Genomic DNA, 17,055 nt, shown 5'->3' with positions numbered 1-17,055 from the left:
GCTAGGCCTCCTTGCCGGACATGTCGGGCTGCTTGTTGTCATCCGACAGCCCATTAATCTTCGTCGGAACCTGATTTGCCGATTCACGAGACAGCTGCGCCGAGAAATCCTCCGAACCCCACAGTGAGCGGAACGGCTTCTTCGGCGGAATCGGAGTATCACGCACATCCGACCACCCGCTGAGGAAAAGTGGCAGGGTGTGAATCTCGCCGTCCTTCAACCCGAGTACGCGGGCGAGGGAGGTCATCTTAGCGCTCATGTCCCACAGCTTCTGATTGCCCATGATGAACCCGAGCGTGGCAAAGAGTTTGCCCTCCACCGGCGGGCGGTGCTCCGTGACCTTACGGTGTCGCAGCTCCAGCAGCGCCGCGGGGATATCAATTCGCACCGGGCAGACCTCAAAGCAAGCTCCACACAGCGAGGATGCATAGGGCAGGGAGGCATTCGGATCATCGTAGGAGTCCATGCCGGTGAGCTGCGGGGACAAAATTGCACCAATCGGACCCGGGTAGACCGAACCGTAAGCGTGCCCGCCCACGTGCTCGTACACCGGGCAGATATTCAGGCATGCCGAGCAGCGAATGCACTTCAGCGCTTCACGCCCAATCGGATCTGCAAGGGTGGCCGAGCGCCCATTGTCCAGCAACACAATGTGGAAATTCTTCGGGCCGTCGCCGTCCGTGGTTCCCGTCCACAGGGAGGTGTAGGGATTCATACGCTCGCCTGTCGACGACCGTGGCAGCAGCTGCAAGAATACTTCCAAGTCCTGGAAAGTGGGAAGCAGCTTCTCAATCCCCATCACCGAAATCAGTGTTTCCGGCAGCGTGAGACACATGCGGCCATTGCCCTCTGACTCGACGACAGCCACCGTACCGGTTTCGGCCACACCGAAGTTGGCACCGGAAATCGCGACCTTGGCCTCCATAAACTGCTCGCGCAGGAACTTACGGGATGCCTCGGCCAGATCGGCCGGATTGGCTTTCAAATCCGGGTCGACTCCGGGGATTCCATTGAGGAAGATCTCGCGGATATCCTCGCGATTGCGATGGATAGCAGGAACCAGGATGTGGCTCGGCATGTCGTCGGCAAGCTGAACGATGAGTTCCGCCAGGTCGGTTTCGCGGGCGGTGATGCCGGCGTCGGCAAGCGCTTCGTTCAAGCCGATTTCCTGCGTGGCCATCGACTTAATCTTGACGACCTTTTCTTCGCCGGTCTCTTTCACCAAATCCGTAATGATGCGGTTTGCTTCAGCGGCATCCCGCGCCCAGTGGACGTGACCGCCGGCATTCGTCACTGACTCTTCGAACTGCTCCAGCAGTTCTGGCAGACGCGCCATCACATCGCGCTTGATGTGGCTGCCCGCGAGCCGCAGCTGCTCCCAGTCATTCTTCTCCGCTACGACATGCGCGCGCTTCTTACGAATCGAACGCGTGGCATGACCGACATTTTCACGCATGCGAGTGTTCTTGAGTTCCTCGTGCGCCGCGGCCGTGAACCCGCGCGTACCGCGCAGATGCCCGACGTTGTGCGGCGCGCGTGGAGGAAGGGCTGGCATGCCGACGTTAATTGCGACCATTACTGCTCACCTCGCAGGGAAGCTTCTTGACGGTTGTCCACATCAAACGGGGTCTCCTTGGTGGAGGCCAGAATCTCGGCCATATGGATGGCATGCACGCCAGAGTCCTGGCGACGCAGCGCACCCCCGATATTGAGCAAGCAGGAGGCATCGCCAGCGGTCACGAACTCCGCTTCCGTAGCGCGGATATTGGCTGTCTTGTCGGCAACCATTGCAGCGGAAGTCTCCGCATTCTTCACCGAGAAGGTGCCGCCGAAACCGCAGCACTCCGCCGCGCCGGGCAGCTCGCGCAAATCGATTCCATCGACTGCACTGAGTAGCCGCCACGGACGGTCACCCACTTTGAGCACCCGCAAGCTGTGGCAGGTGGAGTGGTAGGTCACTGAGTGGGGGAAGTAAGCACCGACGTCAGTCACACCAGCGACATCGGTGATGAACTCGGAGAGATCCAGCGTCTTGTTCGCGCAGGCCTGTGCCGCATGGGTTTGGGCACGGGTACCGTAGCGGCCCGCGATCATCGGATGCTGGTGGCGAACGGCGCCGGCGCAGGAACCGGACGGGGCGACAACGTAGTCAATCGAGGAATCCGCAAAAGCATCAGCGTAGGTGTCTAGCTGAGGAAGGATTTCCTTCTGGTATCCGGTGTTGACGTGCATTTGTCCGCAGCAGGTTTGCTGTGGCGGAAAGACCACATCACATCCGAGCCGCGTGAGAACTCTGGCTGTCGCACTCACTGCATCCGGAAACATCATGTCCCCGATGCAGGTCGCGAAAAGTGCTACTTTCACGGTCGCTCCAAAATGGGTTGAGGATAAGGCAATAATTTCCTACCTGAATGCTACGCCTAGGCCCGGATTAAATCTGTTCTCAACGCAAATTCGCCTGGATCGTGAAAATGGCTAGTTGCAGTCGGACTCCACGACCTGCAGATGCCCCTCAAATGAATCTTTTGGTGGCTGATGTTTCCACGACTGCGATTGACCTAATAGGATAGGCAATCGTGAATCCTGCTGATCTTGCTGTACTAGTCCGAAAAGTCACCGTCGAGGTTTTGACTTCCCACGATGCCGATGTCTCTATCGTGCCGGAAAACCCGACTGTCGAGCGTCCGCGTAACCCTGAGCACGGCGACTATGCAACCAATATCGCTATGCAGCTGGGCAAGCGTGTCGGTATGGTGCCGCGTGACTTGGCAACTGAAATTGCCACAGCGCTCGGCGCCTCTGAGGGTATCGATGAAGCAACCATCGCAGGCCCGGGCTTTATTAACATCCGCCTGGCCTCCGATGCCCAGGGCAAGATCGTCGAGGACGTCTTGGCAGCGGGGGAGAAGTGGGGTCATGCCGATTTCAACTCCAACCTCGACGTGAACCTGGAGTTTGTCTCCGCAAATCCGACCGGGCCGATTCACCTGGGTGGTACCCGCTGGGCAGCAGTCGGTGACGCTCTTGGTCGTGTCCTGTCCGCCACGGGCGCCAAGGTCACCCGCGAGTACTACTTCAATGACCACGGTCGCCAGATTGACCGCTTCTCCGACTCCCTGGTTGCCGCCGCTCGGAACCAGCCGACCCCGGAGGATGGCTACGGCGGAGAGTACATCCAGGACATTGCTGCTGCTGTGCTGGAGAAGAATCCGCAGGCACTCGAGGGCTCTGAGGAGGAGGTCCAGGAGCACTTCCGCGTCATCGGTGTGGACATGATGTTCGAGCACATCAAGGAGTCTCTGCACGAGTTCGGCACCGATTTCGATGTTTACTTCCACGAAAACTCGCTGTTCGAGTCCGGTCAGGTGGAAGCAGCTGTCAACTCCCTGAAGGAAAACGGCAAACTCTACGAAGCTGACGGCGCGTGGTGGTTGAAGTCCACCGATTACGGTGACGATAAGGACCGCGTGGTCATCAAGTCCGACGGCGATGCAGCCTACATTGCGGGTGACATCGCATACGTTAAGAACAAGTTCGACCGCGGCCACAACCTGTGCATTTACATGCTGGGTGCCGATCACCACGGCTACATCGCACGTCTGCGTGCCGCCGCTGCCGCGCTCGGCTACAACGCAGACGGTGTCGAGGTGCTCATCGGTCAGATGGTCAACTTGCTTCGCGACGGCAAGGCTGTCCGGATGTCCAAGCGCGCGGGCACAGTAGTGACCTTGGACGACCTGGTTGAGGCAATCGGTGTCGATGCTGCTCGCTACTCGCTAATCCGTTCCTCCGTGGACTCCAGCCTGGATATTGACCTGGGGCTGTGGGCTTCGCAGTCCAGCGACAACCCGGTCTACTACGTCCAGTACGGCCACGCTCGTCTGTGCTCAATCGGCCGCCGTGCCGAAGAGGCTGGTGTGACCAGCGAAGATGCCGACTTCTCCCTGCTGGTAGAGGACCGTGAAGGTGAGCTCATCCGCACTATCGGTGAGTTTCCGGCGATCATCAAGTCCGCTGCTGACCTGCGGGAACCACACCGCATTGCCCGTTACGCTGAGCAGCTCGCCGGTGTCTTCCACCGCTTCTACGACACCTGCCAGATTCTGCCTAAGGCCGACGAAGAGGTATCCGAGCTGCACCGTGCTCGTCTCGGCCTGGCTGAGGCTACCCGCCAGACGCTGGCCAATGCTCTGCAGCTGCTCGGTGTTACCGCACCTGAGCGCATGTAGTCGAACGCGCCCGTAAAACTACACCCCGTTGCTCCGCCCGGGTAACGGAGAAAGAGAGCTGTTTCGTGCCTATCGACGGCAATGGTTTCGAGCTGGGTGGCTACACCCGGCCCGATTCCACTCAATTTAATGAACTACCAGCGCATGTCTGGCCAACTACCGCCCGTCGTCGGGGTAATGACGAAGAGAATCCCGGCTCAGTGGAAATTGGCGGAGTGAGCCTGATCGACATTGCCAAAGAATTTGGCACTCCGGTTTTTGTCGTCGATGAGCAGGACTTCCGCTCCCGCTGCCGCTCGATGGCCAAGGCCTTCCGCGGCGCGGAGAATGTCCACTACGCGTCCAAGGCTTTTCTGTCGAAGACCATTGCCCGCTGGGTAATGGAGGAGGGGCTGCATCTCGATGTCGCCTCGGGCAACGAGATGGCTATCGCTCTTGCTGCGGGCTTCCCAGCCAAGGACATGACCTTCCACGGCAATAACAAGTCCACCGCAGAGCTGCGCGATGCTATCTCAGCTGGCGTCGGCAAAATTGTGCTTGACTCCCGTTCGGAGCTGCGTCGCCTGTCCCAGGTGGCGGCTGAAGCAGGCGTGGTGCAGGACGTGCTCGTCCGCGTGAAGCCCGGTGTGGAAGCACACACCCATGAGTTCATCGCTACCGCGCACGAGGATCAGAAGTTCGGCTTTTCCCTCGCGTCCGGTTCAGCGCTGGAAGCTGCCAACCTCGTAGAAGAGGACGACAATCTGCGCCTGATTGGTCTGCACTGTCACATCGGCTCCCAGATTGTCGATTCCGACGGTTTCATTCTCGCGGCCGAGCGCGTGTTCTCGCTGGTGGAAAAGCTCGTCGAACGCCACGGCACTGAAATCTCGAAACACTTCAACACCCTTGACCTCGGTGGCGGTTTCGGTATTGCATACACCGCAGGCGAGCAGCCCCTTGACGTTGCTCCGCTTGCCGACGAGATCCTCACTGCTGTGGACAAGCTTGCGCAGCGTATCGGCATTGAAACTCCGACAGTGGCTGTTGAACCGGGTCGTGCCATCGTTGGCCCGTCCATGGTCACGGTGTACGAAGTGGGCACTTTGAAGGATGTGACCATCGATGAAGGCATGACCCGTCGTTATGTATCGGTCGATGGTGGAATGAGCGACAATATTCGTCCGGCGCTTTACGGCTCGAACTATGATGGTCGCGTCGTTAATCGCGAAGTATCAGGTTCCAGGATTCCCACCCGTGTCGTCGGAAAGCACTGTGAATCGGGAGACATTCTGATTAATGACGCGAACTACCCGGACGACATTGTTGAGGGTGATCTGTTCGCGCTGGCTGCTACTGGGGCATACTGTTACGCAATGGCCAGCCGCTACAACATGCTGACGCGACCACCAGTAGTGTCGGTATGCGATGGTCAAGTGACCCAAATATTAAGACGAGAAACCGTACAAGACTTACTAAGCCTGGAGTGTGAAACGCCACGATGACTGCCGCAACGAATAATCCTGGAAAGGGCGAGGGCCACAAAGTTGGTGTCGCTATTTTAGGTCTTGGCACAGTCGGTACTGAGGTTTACCGCCTGCTCAACGAGAAGGCTGAGGACTTCGAGCGCCGCATCGGCGGCCCGGTCGAGGTCGTTGGTATTGCTGTGAGCGACAAGACCAAGCCGCGTCCGAATGTGGATCAGGATCTTCTTACCGACGATGCTTTTTCGCTGGTCCAGCGCGATGGCGTTGACCTGGTAGTCGAGGTCATCGGTGGCATTGATTACCCACGTCGCGTTGTGCTGGAGGCACTGCGTGCGGGCAAGTCGGTCGTGACGGCCAATAAGGCACTTGTCGCAGCTCACGGTGAGGAGCTCTCTGAGGCTGCCGATTCCTCAGGCGTCGACCTTTTCTTTGAGGCTGCTGTGGCTGCAGCTATTCCGGTCGTCGGGCCGCTGCGCCGTTCGCTGGCCGGTGACACTGTCAATACGGTCATGGGCATTGTCAACGGCACCACTAACTTCATCCTTGATGCGATGGACTCCACCGGTGCGGACTACGACGAGATGCTGGCAGAGGCCACCCGCCTGGGTTATGCCGAGGCCGACCCGACTGCAGACGTCGAGGGCCACGATGCCGCTTCCAAGGCAGCTATTCTGGCCAGCCTGGCATTCCACACCCGCGTGACTGCTGATGACGTTCACTGCGAGGGCATTACCGAGATCACCGCTGATGACATCGCAGCCGCCAAGAGCGCAGACTGCACCATTAAGCTGCTGGCTACCTGTGAGCGGGTCACGGACGAGAATGGCAAGGAGTCCATTTCCGCCCGCGTGTACCCAGCGCTGATTCCACGTCGTCACCCGCTGGCAACTGTGCGTGAGTCTTTCAACGCTGTATTCATTGAGGCCGAGGCCGCTGGTCGCCTGATGTTCTACGGCAACGGCGCCGGTGGTAACCCGACAGCCTCCGCAGTGCTCGGTGACCTTGTTGCCGCCGCTCGCAACATTGTCCACGGTGGTCGCGCACCGGGGGATTCCACCTACGCTAACCTGCCGATTCTCGACTTCGGTGACGTTCGCACCCGCTACCACATCGACCTGCACGTCGACGATCGAGTCGGAGTACTTGCCGATGTCGCTCGCACCTTCTCTGATCACAACATCTCCCTGCGCACCGTCCGCCAGGAAGAGGGCGCCAACGGTGCTCGCCTGGTCATCGTGACTCACAAGGCGCTGGAGAAGGATTTGGAAGCAACGGTCGACGAATTGCGCGCCAACGACGCGGTTCTGGCCGTCAACAACGTCATTCGTATCGAAGGAATGGATATCTAAATGGCACAGGAGCTTTTCCCGGGGCAGAAGGTCACTGTCACGGTTGCAGGTTCGTCAGCGAACTTGGGCCCGGGCTTCGACACCCTGGGGTTGGCCGTCGCGCTCTACGACATTGTCGAGGTCGAGGTCATCGAATCGGGTGTCGTCGTTGAGATTCACGGTGAGGGCGAAGTCGACCTGCCGCGCAACGAGTCTAATCTGGTAGTGCGCGCGATTCGCGCGGGCCTTCGCGCCGCAGGTGTCGAGGCACCGGGGCTGAAGGTTATTTGCCATAACACCATTCCGCAGTCGCGCGGCCTGGGCTCTTCCGCAGCAGCCGCCGTCGCTGGTGTCGCTGCAGCTAACGGTCTGGCCGGCTTCCCGCTTACCGACGACCAGGTAATCCAGGAATCCTCGATCTTCGAGGGCCACCCGGATAACGCTGGCGCATCCGTCCTCGGCGGAGCAGTGGTCAGCTGGACTGACAAGCCTGTCGATGGTCGCACTGCACCTCAGTACCGAGCAGTGAGCATTCCGGTGCATAAATCCATTCAGGCGACTGCACTCGTACCGGCATTTCACGCCTCCACGAATGCGGTCCGTCAGGTGCTGCCGAGCGATGTTTCGCATGTCGACGCTCGTTTCAATGTCTCCCGTACTGCGGTTATGACCGCAGCGCTGCAGTCCCACCCGGAACTGCTGTGGGAGGGAACGCGAGATCGCCTGCACCAGCCGTACCGCTCCGACGTGCTGCCGGTGACCGCAGAGTGGGTCAACCGCCTGCGCAACCGTGGCTACGCGGCATTCCTCTCGGGCGCTGGCCCGACCTGTATGGTTCTGGGAACTACTGCAGTGGATGAGAAGATCTTGGACGATGCCCGCGAGGCTGGCATCAAGGTCATGGAGCTGGGAATCGGCGAGCCGGTTAAGGTCGTGGTCGACGGCTAAGCCGTTACTGCGGACAGCTGCCGAGCCGGTGGCTTAGCCTACCACCTACTTTTCGCCCGGCCCTTTCAGTTTCACGATGCTGTACTGGCCTGCGCTCAAGTGCGAGCGCAGGTCTTTCTTGTCGAACTTGCCCACTGAGGTCTTATCGATTGAGTCCACGAAGGCCCAGTATTCCGGCAGCATCCACTTCGGCAGCTTTGGCCGCAGCTCATCGCGGAGCATTTCCGCGGTCTCTTTGCTCGGTTCAACTTCCGGCATCAGCACCGTAATTGCCAGCGGGCGCTCACCCCACTTTTTATCTGGCATGCCGATAATCGCGCACTCGAGTACCTGTGGGCTTTCCATTACGAAGTTCTCCAGCTGGGCAGAGTAGATCCACTCGCCACCAGAGCGAATGACATCGCGAGCACGGTCATGAATAGTCAGGTAGCCGTCGTGAGTAATCGAGCCGACATCGCCAGTGCGTAGCCAGCCGTCCTCGGTGAACTGTTCGCTAGCCTCGTCGACCTCCGCACCGCGGAAGAAGTGAGCGGTGCCTCCAGCTTGAGCCTCCGGAGAGCTGTAGTAGCCTCCGGTGACCGTGTTGCCGCGCACCTGCAGCTCCCCCTGGTTGCGGTCATGCAGGTCGAGCACGCGGTCGTTGTCATCAACAATGCGGAACTGCATGATGTCCGGGAAACGCCCTTGGCTGACACGGTAGCGTTCGCGGGCCTCACCGGAGGCTCCGTACGGAGGGCGTGCCACGGTACCGATAGGCGAAGTCTCGGTCATGCCCCAGAAGTGGATGACGTCGACACCGTAACGCTCTTCCCATAGTCGAATCAGCGCAGGTGGAACAGGGGACCCGCCCGAGAAAATCTCCTGCAGACTCATGCGCTTCGGAGGATTGCTGAGGTAGTGCGCCATGAGGTTAATCCACAGCGTCGGCACACCCTGAGCTACGCGTGGCATTGAGGATTCGATGATTTCTGCCAGACGTGGCGCGGAGAGGTCCGCGCCGGGGAAAATCAGCGATGCCCCGCACATGAAGGAGGCCAGCGGCACGCCCCAGGACAGGACGTGATAAATGGGCACACAGCACAGCCACGGGTTTCCGTGCGAAATTGAAAAGGAGTCAGTGGTGCGCATATTCAGGCTGTGCAAGTACAGCGAGCGGTGGCTGTAGACGACACCTTTAGGTGCGCCCTCGGTACCCGTCGAGTAGCACATGGCTGCGCCGGAGTTTTCGTCGAGCTCAGGCCAGTCGAAGCGGCTAGGGCGTCCGTCGATGAGTGATTCGTAGGAGTACCACGGGATGCCATCTGGCAGGTGCTCGGCCACGTCGGACAGATCTCCGATACCGATAATGATGACAGCGCGGACGCACGGGCAGTGCGGAAGAACTTCGGCGAGCAGTTCAATCTCGGTCTGGTCCGCGATAATGACCTGGTCATCGGCGTGATTGATAATGTGCACAATCTGATCCGGCATGAGCTGCTTGTTCAGCGGCTGGAATACTGCGCCCATAGAGGCAACGCCGAGGAAGACCTCGAAGTGTTCTGCGCAGTTGTACATCAGGGTAGCGATGCGTTGGTCGCCGTCGATACCGAGCTCATCTCGAAGTGCATGTGCCAGCGCACTTGCGCGCGCGGCGATGGCGGCAAAAGTGGTGGTCTCGGGTCCGTCACTGTTCCAGGAGGTCACCGGAGTCCGACCGTGAATGGTGCGACCGTATTCCACAATCTGAGCGATATTGAGAGGAATATGAGGCATCGTACTGCGCATAAGCTCTACAGTACCGACTCGCAGCCGCGCGACCTAGCGAAACGCAGGTGAGAACTAGTGTTGCTACCTGACTATTTGGTGACTATCCTTGGGCAATAGGTCGTTTTCAATACGCGGTTAGATACGTACTTCTTCATGTACTCCGCATGCCGTTGACCTTCGCTGTTGCTCACACAACGCGATGGCGCAACGTGACATTGAAAACACATAAATCAGTAGTGCGACTACATAGTCTTGCGGTGCTGTGGACCTAAAATTTCCTAACTATCTTCGACCTGGACGCTCGGGTTTGAGATGCGGAAATAATGTAGGCAAGATGCCTCGGTTTAGTTTCAACGTCGAGGCCTTTTGCCTGGCTTTTTCGATAATTTCCCGCCAGCTGCGGATATTTTTCCGCCCGTGGTAAAGGTTCGACGACGGAGCACACGCGGTGGCGGGCAGTAAGAACGAAAAAGTGTCAATGACATAGCCCCTGTAGAGAGTGACTGCAGGGAAGGTCGATGAAAGGACATCCGTGACCGATACGGACACCACTGCCACGGCAGGCGGCCCAGAGAATCTTGCGGCCCTCCGAATGGCAGAACTGCGTGAAATCGCTTCCAGCAAGGGCATTCGCGGCATCTCCGCCATGCGCAAGCATGAGCTGATTGAGGCCATCAAGAATGGTGCCCCGGCTGCTGGTTCCGCGCCTGCTCGGAAATCCCGCGCGAAGAAGGCTGCGGCTGGGGCTGCGGATACCGGTTCCAAGGTGAAGGATGCCAAGGAATCGCCGTCGGAAAGCGCGGACAGGGATTCCAGCAAGAGCGCCGACAAGAGCGACAAGGGCAACGACAAGCGTGACGACGCCAACGCGGATGGTCGCGAGGAGATGTCCCGCTCTCAGCAGCGTCGAAATCGTCGTAACCGTGCTCGTCAGCGCGACCAGGAGAATCAGGACGATCGCAGTAACGATAGCCGCGACGATTCCGATAACGGCAACGACCGCGGTGAGCGTAACGACAATCGTAATGATCGCGGTGATCGCGGTGATCGTAAGGACAACCGCAATGATCGTAATGAACGCGGTGATCGCAACGACCGCAATAACCGCAACGATCGCAACAACCACGATCGAGACAACGACGATGACGGTCGTGGCAACCGCAACAACCGTCGTGGCCGCAACAACAATCGAAATAACGATCGCAACAACCATGACGATGAAGGTCGTGGCAACCGTAACCGCCGCAACCGTCGCAATCGCCGCGACCGTCGCGGACGCGATAACAACGGTGGGGGACACGGTGGTCAGGACGAGATCCGTGAGGATGACGTTCTTCAGCCGGTGGCTGGCATCGTCGATGTGCTAGATAACAAGACCGCATTCGTGCGCACGTCCGGCTACCTGCCGGGCTCTAACGATGTGCTGGTGTCCGCGCAAATGGTTCGTAAGTACGGCCTGCGCAAGGGCGATGCCGTCACGGGGCAGGTCCGCATGCCGCGCGAGAATGGCTCAGGCCAGGTCACTCATGGCAACGGCCGTAATCGTCGCAAGTACAACCCGCTGGTCAAGGTCGAAACCATAAACGGCCTCGATCTGGAGCAGGCAAAGCAGCGCCCGAACTTCGCTAAGCTCACTCCGCTGTACCCGAACCGTCGTCTGCGTCTGGAGACCGAGCAGAAGATCCTCACCACTCGCGTCATCGACCTGATTATGCCGATTGGTAAGGGGCAGCGTGCGCTCATCGTTTCGCCGCCAAAGGCTGGTAAGACCACGATCCTGCAGAACATCGCGAACGCTATCGCGACGAACAATCCCGAGTGCTACATGATGGTCGTGCTTGTCGACGAGCGCCCGGAGGAAGTCACCGACATGCAGCGTAGTGTCCGTGGCGAGGTCATTGCCTCCACCTTCGATCGCCCGCCGTCAGATCACACAGCAGTGGCCGAGTTGGCTATCGAGCGCGCAAAGCGTCTGGTGGAACAGGAGCAGGACGTCGTCGTACTGCTGGACTCCATTACCCGCCTTGGACGTGCGTACAACAACTCTTCGCCGGCATCGGGACGAATCCTCTCCGGTGGTGTGGACTCCAACGCTCTGTACCCACCGAAGCGCTTCTTGGGTGCTGCTCGAAACATCGAAGAAGGTGGCAGCCTCACCATCATCGCCACCGCGATGGTAGAGACCGGTTCCGCAGGTGACACCGTTATCTTCGAGGAGTTCAAGGGCACCGGTAACGCTGAGCTGAAGCTCGACCGTAAAATCTCCGAGCGCCGCGTGTTCCCGGCAGTGGATGTCAACCCGTCGGGTACTCGTAAGGATGAGCTGCTGCTCAGCACCGAGGAGGCGCGCATTATGCACAAGCTGCGTCGCATCCTCTCCGCGCTGGAGTCGCAGGCTGCTATCGACCTGCTGATTAAGCAGCTGAAGAAGACCCGAAATAACAAGGAATTCCTGATGCAGGTGGCTTCTTCTGCGCCAATGGCCGCCGACGTTGATGTGGATGACATGCTTTAGCTGGGGTTAGCCACAAGGGGCGGTGCCACAGTGCCAGCGGTGCGACAGCGCCACCCCGTCCGAAACCACAGCACCAACCAGCATTTCACCCATCACAATCTGAAGGAATATTCAATGGCTAATCAGGTTTCCGCAGTTGACGACATCCTCTCCGAGTATCACGGGCTCGAGGCTCAGCTGGCTGACCCCGAACTGCACAACGACCCGAAGGCTGCCCGTAAGGTCGGCAAGCGCTTCAATGAGTTGCAGCCGGTCATTCAGACTCACAAGAAGCTGACTGAAGTCCAGGATGACCTGGAGGCAGCGCGCGAGATGGCTTACGAGGACTCCGAGTTTGCAGCTGAGGCTGAGCGTCTCGCTGCCGAGGCAGAGGAGCTCGAGGAGAAGCTCGCTGACCTGCTGGCTCCGCGCGATCCGCACGACAGCGATGACATCGTGATGGAGCTCAAGTCCGGTGCCGGCGGTGAGGAGGCAGCGCTCTTCGCAGGTGAGCTCGCTCGCATGTACCAGCGCTATGCCGAAAAGCACGGCTTTACCACCGAGATCCTCGGCCTGTCCGAGTCTGATCTCGGCGGTGTGAAGGACATGACTATGTCCGTCCGAGCTAAGACTCCGTCCCGCGACGGTGCGTGGAGCGTGTTCAAGTTTGAAGGTGGCGTCCACCGCGTGCAGCGCGTTCCGGTCACCGAATCGCAGGGCCGTATTCAGACGTCCGCCGCTGGTGTTCTGGTTTACCCGGAGCCCGACGAGGTCGAAGACATCCAGATTGATGAGAAGGATCTGCGTGTCGACGTCTACCGCTCCTCCGGTAAGGGCGGTCAGGGTGTTAACACCACGGACTCCGCGGTTCGTCTGACGCACCTGCCGACTGGTTTGGTTGTTACCTGTCAGAAGGAACGCTCTCAGATTCAGAACAAGGCCCGCGCTATGCAGGTCCTTGCTGCTCGACTGCAGCAGATGAAGGAGGAGGAGATCGCCGAGGCCGCCTCTGACCAGCGTAAGTCTCAGGTGCGCAACATGGATCGCTCCGAGCGCATCCGCACTTATAACTTCCCGGAGAACCGCGTGTCCGATCACCGCATCGGTTACAAGGCTCATAACCTGGACTCGGTGCTGGGCGGCGACATGGATGACCTGCTCAAGGCCCTCCACGACGCGGAGCGCGCTGAGCGTCTTGAAGCCGAGTAGTCCCACGCCCGCAGAAAATAGCTCGCCGACGTTACCGGATTCCGTCCGTACTCTCGGCGAGCTGTTTCGCTATGCGCGTCGCACGCTTAACGACGCGGCGCTGGCTTCTCCGGATGCCGACGCACGGGCGCTATTTGCAGCCGCAGTCAATGCGGGACCGGCAGACATTATCTTCCGTGGAGACGAACCGTACACCGATGAGGCCGGTCGCAAGCATTTGGCAGAGATGCTGGCCCGCAGAGTGGCTCGTGAGCCACTGCAGCACATCATCGGTACAGCGCCGATGATGAGCCTGGAACTACAGGTTGGGCCCGGTGTTTTTGTGCCCCGGCCAGAGACGGAACTGCTTGCGCAGTGGGCAATCGATCGAGCCCGTGAACTGGTCGCAAGTGGCGTCGTCAAGCCGAAAATCGTTGACCTGTGTACCGGATCTGGGGCGCTGGCGTTGGCGATTGCCGACGCCGTACCCGAAGCGGACGTGGTGGCTGTAGAGCTCTCTGAGCGGGCACGGGCGTGGGCTGCGAAGAACATCGAGACGTATGGCAATGGGCGTGTGCACCTAGTTTCTGGCGATGTCACGGATGTTCAGCTGATTGATGATGGCGGTGAGCTCGCAGATTGGGTAGGCGAGACCGACATTGTTGTGTCCAACCCTCCATATGTGCCCGAAGACACGGAGGTTGACCCCGAGGTGAGAGCTGATCCGCACTCTGCGGTCTTTGGCGGCGATGATGGGCTAGATGTCATTCGACCTATGATTAACCTAGTGGATGCGCTGGTGCGGCCGGGTGGAGTCATCGGCATTGAGCACGATGACTCTTCGGGCAGTGATGTCAGTTCACTGCTGAAGGAAACCTGGGATTACGCTGATGTAGAGGTCCGCCGTGACTTTGCAGGCCGTGATCGTTTTACGGTGGGACGCAAGAATTGATCTTAAAAGCAAACTTTGAAGCAGGAGCAAAAATCTGATGAGCAGGATTATGGACTGCAGCACAGATGAAAACCGCGAACGCGCAATTGCAGCAGCAGTAGATGCTGTGAAGGCAGGACGGCTGGTCGTAATGCCTACCGATACCGTCTACGGCCTTGGCTGCGATGCCTTTGATAACCAGGCCGTTGCCTCCTTGCTGCGTGCTAAACACCGCGGCCCAGATATGCCGGTGCCGGTGCTGGTGGGTTCCTGGAGCACGATTGAGGGGCTCGTCCGCGAATACTCACCAGCTGCTCGCACGCTGGTGGAGGCTTTCTGGCCGGGTGGCCTTTCGCTGGTTGTGAACCAGGCGCCGAGCTTGCCGTGGAACCTTGGTGATACCGCGGGTACGGTCATGCTGCGCATGCCGCTGCACCCAATCGCCATCGAGATTCTGCGCCGAACCGGTCCGATGGCGGTATCCAGCGCGAACATCTCCGGCCAGGCACCGGCCACCAATGCCGTGCGTGCCAAGCAGATGCTCGGTGGGGAAGCGGCTGTCTACGTCGACGGCGGCGAAGCCACGATTGGGACCCCATCGACGATTGTCGATATCTCGACTCCGGTGCCGAGGATTCTGCGCGAAGGCGCTGTGTCGGCTGCGGCGGTTGCCGAGGTTTTGAGTACGACACCCGAGCGACTGCTGGGGCAGTAATCTTGGCTACCTAAAGTCTTTCCTGTTTAGTATCTGCAGCGATTGTGTGGGTGAGTAGTACCTAGTGGCGGACATGAGCTTATTGGCAGCCCAGTCGGGTGGGGCAGGTGTGCCCATCCGAGAGCTCGCCATGCTCGTTTTAGTTTCCGCTGCTGTCAGTTATTTGCTCACTGGAGTAGTGCGTTATGTGCTGGTTCGCTCGGGCTGGTTGGATGCGCCCCGCACGCGCGATGTCCACGATATTCCGAAGCCCAGGCTCGGAGGCGTGGCGATGTACTCCGGGGTGGTCGCAGCTATCGCCCTTGCCTCGGTGATGCCGGCTCTCACCCGTGGTTTTCCGCCCATGACTCCAGATATGAGGGCAGTTGTGGCGGCTGCGTCGCTATTGCTGATTGTCGGTATTTGGGATGATCTCTTTGACCTAGATGCCATCACTAAACTTATAGGGCAGGTTGCGGCGGCACTTTTGATGTCATTTATGGGTGTCAACTGGTATTTGCTCTATATCCCATTTAGTGGTGGTGCCACGCTTATTCTCGACCCAATCATGTCCACAGTCTTGACTGTTCTCTTTACTGTGGCGCTGATTAACGCCTTCAACTTTGTAGACGGCATCGATGGTCTCGCGGCGGGACTCGGTATGATTGCCGCGGCGGCAATCCTTGTCTATTCGATGGTCATGCTCCACGACCAAGGCGGCACCGTCTCTGCCTATCCACCCGCGATGATTTCCGCGTGTCTCCTTGGCGCTTGCCTGGGCTTCTTGCCGCACAACTTCGAGCCGGCACGCATTTTTATGGGTGATTCCGGCGCCATGATGATTGGCCTGCTTCTCGCAGCGGCATCGGTGTCGGCGTCGGGACGCATCGCGCCCTCCATGTACGGCACTGCCGACGTCATCGCCCTGATCTCACCGATTGTGGTCGTCATCGCCGCAATTAGTGTGCCAATGCTCGACTTGCTGCTGGCTGTTGTTCGCCGCGTTAGCCAGGGCAAGTCACCCTTCTCGCCGGACAAAATGCATATTCACCACCGACTACTGTCGATGGGACACAGTCACCGCCGCGTGGTATTGGTGCTCTACCTATGGGTGTCGGTCGTCGCGTACGCCGCCGTTGCCACCACCGTTTTCCCCTTCGAATTCGTTGCTCTCACCTTTGGGTTCCTGCTCATTGTTGCGGTTATCTTCACCCTCCGCCGTCGCAATGCGCTTGCCGACGACCGTTCAAGCGGAGCGCGTCCAAGACGGGGAAGTGGGGGCCGGCAGGTTATGGGACGTCGACGTGGACGCAGAAGGTACAATCTTCGACCGTGACTGAAAAAACAACTCCGGAGCCCGAGTCTAAATACGACGATTCGCGGCGACCGCTGCTGGCTGCTGCTCGCTCGGGCGCAATTGCGCTCGCTGTGATTACCGTGCTTTCGCTGCTGGTCTGGGGTGGAAAAAACGGTATGCCCGGCGTGTGGGGCGTACTCCTTGGCGCGGGCATTAGCGGAACCTTCGTATTGCTTACCGTTCTAGGCATCCTCTTTACTGCTCGAACTTCCCCGTCTGTCACGCTCGCTGTTGTGCTGGGGGGCTGGCTGTTGAAGATTGTGGTGCTAATTGGCGTCTTGGTCGTTATTAGAAATCTTGAGTTTTATGACAACATGACTTTCTTCGTCACTGTTGTACTTACGCTGATGGTGACGCTTGGCGCAGAAGTGTGGGGAATGTCGCAATCTAACCTCACTTATGTGCAACCAATGAAGGACGAATAGCTCGTTAATAACTTGTTGACCTGCTGAGAGGCTGTAATGCGCTTCTAAAACCGCAGGTAATAAGCAGATTGCCGAGTTTGTGCAGAAGATGCCACAAATAGAGGCCGAAACCCACAGAGGGTGTCGGCCTCTTTGTTGGTTTCGGGGTCGGAAACACGGGGGTGTACCGGGTGGGGAAAATGAGTCAGAACTGTTATCCTGAGTTTCGGGTAAGACGGCCTGTATCGAAATAACTATCATTTCCACAGG

The 17,055-nt window shown here is 58.8% G+C and carries 13 protein-coding genes; 10 read left to right on the top strand and 3 right to left on the bottom strand.

The features are described 5' to 3' along the window. Nucleotide 1 precedes the first annotated feature (1 nt). Nucleotides 2-1,576: a LutB/LldF family L-lactate oxidation iron-sulfur protein gene (locus I6J19_RS09925; protein WP_038628445.1), complete on the bottom strand. Its 1,575-nt coding sequence runs from the start codon at nucleotides 1,574-1,576 to the stop codon at nucleotides 2-4. Beyond that, entirely contained in the window at nucleotides 1,576-2,364 is a 789-nt protein-coding gene (locus I6J19_RS09920) for a (Fe-S)-binding protein (RefSeq protein WP_038628447.1), read from the bottom strand. Before I6J19_RS09920 ends, I6J19_RS09925 begins: the two co-directional genes overlap by 1 nt. A 263-nt stretch (nucleotides 2,365-2,627) precedes the next feature. On the opposite strand from I6J19_RS09920, the gene argS reads away from it, so the two are divergent. The 4 genes from argS (at nucleotide 2,628) to thrB (ending at nucleotide 7,971) form a co-directional block, all read left to right on the top strand. Beyond that, nucleotides 2,628-4,229 (top strand): arginine--tRNA ligase, encoded by a 1,602-nt coding sequence (gene argS, locus I6J19_RS09915; protein ID WP_222867213.1) that lies wholly within the window; start codon nucleotides 2,628-2,630, stop codon nucleotides 4,227-4,229. A 65-nt stretch (nucleotides 4,230-4,294) separates the two neighbouring features. Continuing rightward, nucleotides 4,295-5,713, top strand: a complete 1,419-nt coding sequence (gene lysA / locus I6J19_RS09910) for a diaminopimelate decarboxylase (protein WP_049180808.1) — start codon at nucleotides 4,295-4,297, stop codon at nucleotides 5,711-5,713. Then, nucleotides 5,710-7,044 carry a homoserine dehydrogenase gene (locus I6J19_RS09905; RefSeq protein ID WP_038628451.1) on the top strand — a complete coding sequence of 445 codons (1,335 nt, stop codon included), beginning with the start codon at nucleotides 5,710-5,712 and terminating at the stop codon, nucleotides 7,042-7,044. The genes lysA and I6J19_RS09905 overlap by 4 nt, the downstream gene beginning before the upstream one ends. Beyond that, a complete protein-coding gene (gene thrB / locus I6J19_RS09900) occupies nucleotides 7,045-7,971 on the top strand; it encodes a homoserine kinase (protein WP_038628453.1) in 927 nt (308 codons plus the stop codon). A gap of 45 nt (nucleotides 7,972-8,016) precedes the next feature. Here thrB and I6J19_RS09895 read toward each other — a convergent pair whose 3' ends face one another. Further along, on the bottom strand, nucleotides 8,017-9,735 hold the full coding sequence (locus tag I6J19_RS09895; protein WP_038628455.1) for a long-chain fatty-acid--CoA ligase: 1,719 nt from the start codon (nucleotides 9,733-9,735) through the stop codon (nucleotides 8,017-8,019). Nucleotides 9,736-10,249: 514 nt separating this feature from the next. On the opposite strand from I6J19_RS09895, the gene rho reads away from it, so the two are divergent. The 6 genes from rho (at nucleotide 10,250) to I6J19_RS09865 (ending at nucleotide 16,806) form a co-directional block, all read left to right on the top strand. After that, entirely contained in the window at nucleotides 10,250-12,232 is a 1,983-nt protein-coding gene (rho, locus tag I6J19_RS09890; RefSeq protein ID WP_187402570.1) for a transcription termination factor Rho, read from the top strand. A 114-nt stretch (nucleotides 12,233-12,346) separates the two neighbouring features. Then, the gene (gene prfA / locus I6J19_RS09885; protein ID WP_038628459.1) at nucleotides 12,347-13,420 is read left to right on the top strand and encodes a peptide chain release factor 1; all 1,074 of its coding nucleotides are present in this window, start codon (nucleotides 12,347-12,349) and stop codon (nucleotides 13,418-13,420) included. Beyond that, nucleotides 13,407-14,351 (top strand): peptide chain release factor N(5)-glutamine methyltransferase, encoded by a 945-nt coding sequence (gene prmC, locus I6J19_RS09880; protein ID WP_038628461.1) that lies wholly within the window; start codon nucleotides 13,407-13,409, stop codon nucleotides 14,349-14,351. Before prfA ends, prmC begins: the two co-directional genes overlap by 14 nt. A gap of 37 nt (nucleotides 14,352-14,388) precedes the next feature. Beyond that, on the top strand, nucleotides 14,389-15,045 hold the full coding sequence (locus I6J19_RS09875) for an L-threonylcarbamoyladenylate synthase (RefSeq protein WP_038628463.1): 657 nt from the start codon (nucleotides 14,389-14,391) through the stop codon (nucleotides 15,043-15,045). Between the two features lie 73 nt (nucleotides 15,046-15,118). Further along, nucleotides 15,119-16,360, top strand: coding sequence for an MraY family glycosyltransferase (locus I6J19_RS09870; RefSeq protein WP_038629508.1), 1,242 nt, complete (start codon nucleotides 15,119-15,121; stop codon nucleotides 16,358-16,360). Continuing rightward, nucleotides 16,357-16,806, top strand: coding sequence for a Cg1360 family ATP-synthase-associated protein (locus I6J19_RS09865; RefSeq protein WP_038628464.1), 450 nt, complete (start codon nucleotides 16,357-16,359; stop codon nucleotides 16,804-16,806). The genes I6J19_RS09870 and I6J19_RS09865 overlap by 4 nt, the downstream gene beginning before the upstream one ends. Nucleotides 16,807-17,055: the final 249 nt, after the last annotated feature.

This window comes from Corynebacterium amycolatum, assembly GCF_016889425.1.
Lineage (GTDB): Bacteria > Actinomycetota > Actinomycetes > Mycobacteriales > Mycobacteriaceae > Corynebacterium > Corynebacterium amycolatum.
Note: the sequence above shows the minus strand (reverse complement) of the source record. Positions and strands in the feature narration are given on the sequence as shown.

What these genes read in the sequence shown, in the direction of transcription:
- I6J19_RS09925 (WP_038628445.1), bottom strand. Translation starts at nt 1,576, where the DNA reads ATGGTCGCAATTAACGTCGGCATGCCAGCCCTTCCTCCACGCGCGCCG.
- I6J19_RS09905 (WP_038628451.1), top strand. Translation starts at nt 5,710, where the DNA reads ATGACTGCCGCAACGAATAATCCTGGAAAGGGCGAGGGCCACAAAGTT.
- thrB (WP_038628453.1), top strand. Translation starts at nt 7,045, where the DNA reads ATGGCACAGGAGCTTTTCCCGGGGCAGAAGGTCACTGTCACGGTTGCA.
- I6J19_RS09895 (WP_038628455.1), bottom strand. Translation starts at nt 9,735, where the DNA reads ATGCGCAGTACGATGCCTCATATTCCTCTCAATATCGCTCAGATTGTG.
- prfA (WP_038628459.1), top strand. Translation starts at nt 12,347, where the DNA reads ATGGCTAATCAGGTTTCCGCAGTTGACGACATCCTCTCCGAGTATCAC.
- I6J19_RS09875 (WP_038628463.1), top strand. Translation starts at nt 14,389, where the DNA reads ATGAGCAGGATTATGGACTGCAGCACAGATGAAAACCGCGAACGCGCA.
- I6J19_RS09870 (WP_038629508.1), top strand. Translation starts at nt 15,119, where the DNA reads ATGAGCTTATTGGCAGCCCAGTCGGGTGGGGCAGGTGTGCCCATCCGA.